Source organism: Streptomyces sp. NPDC051776 (assembly GCF_040681345.1).
In the GTDB taxonomy this organism is placed as follows: Bacteria; Actinomycetota; Actinomycetes; order Streptomycetales; family Streptomycetaceae; genus Streptomyces.
This window is the reverse complement of record NZ_JBFAYQ010000174.1, coordinates 1-1,037: the sequence shown is the minus strand read 5'-3', so window position 1 is coordinate 1,037 and position 1,037 is coordinate 1. Positions and strand designations below refer to the sequence as shown.

The 1,037-nt window shown below is 69.9% G+C and carries 1 protein-coding gene; it reads left to right on the top strand.

The features are described from left to right. On the top strand, positions 1-1,037 hold a 1,037-nt coding region (locus tag AB0M26_RS31965), incomplete at both ends, for an Ig-like domain-containing protein (protein ID WP_365266564.1).

The window sequence follows — 1,037 nt, the reverse complement described above, 5'->3', positions numbered from 1 at the left end:
AACACCTCCACCGGCACCGACACCCACACCGTGCTCCCCGCAGGGACCACCACGACCGTCACCTCCGACCCCGACCCCACCGCCTTCGGACAGCCCGTGACCTTCACGGCCCAAGTGACGCCCACCGGGGCGGGGACCGGAATGCCTACCGGAACCGTGACGTTCGTGATCAGCGACGGCGGTGGAACCACAACTGTTCCCGTCGACGTCGACGGCACAGCCCAACTCACCCTCAACTCCCTCCCCGTGGGCTCCCATTCGGTGACCGCCACCTACAACGGCGACACCGCCTTCACCGGCTCGTCGGGCGCCGACACCCACACCGTGGGTCGGGCCACGACCAGCACCACGGTTGCCTCGACCCCCGACCCCACCGTCTTCGGACAACCAGTGGTCCTCACCGCCGTGGTGACCCCGCTCGCCCCCGGCGCGGGAACCTCGACCGGCACCGTCGCCTTCAGCGTCAGCGGCGGCCCGTCCCTCACCGCCGCTCTCGCCGGCGGCGTCGCCTCCGTCAGCACCGACAAGCTCCCCGCCGGCGACTACACCGTTACGGCCGACTACTTCGGAGACGCCAACTTCGCACCGTCGACGGGAACCGACACGCACAGCGTTGATCGTGCCGCGACGACAACCGCCGTCGTCTCCGCCCCCGACCCGTCGGTCTTCGGGCAAGCGGTCACCTTCACAGCGGCTGTCACACCCGTCGCGCCCGGCGTGGGAACCCCGACCGGCACCGTCACCTTCACCGAGAGCAGCGGCGGCACCGTCACCGTCCCCCTGGACGCGAACGGCATCGCCACCGTCACCGCGGACACCCTCCCGGCGCGTACTTACAGCGGCACCGCCACCTACAACGGTGACGGGAACTTCGCACCGTCGACCGGAACTCACACGCACATCGTCCAACCGGCCGCGACAACAACGACGGTGACGTCTTCACCCGATCCGTCGGTGTTCGGGGAGGCGGTCACTTTCACTGCTGCGGTCGCCCCTGTTGCGCCGGGTGCCGGGACGCCCACGGGAACGGTGACCTT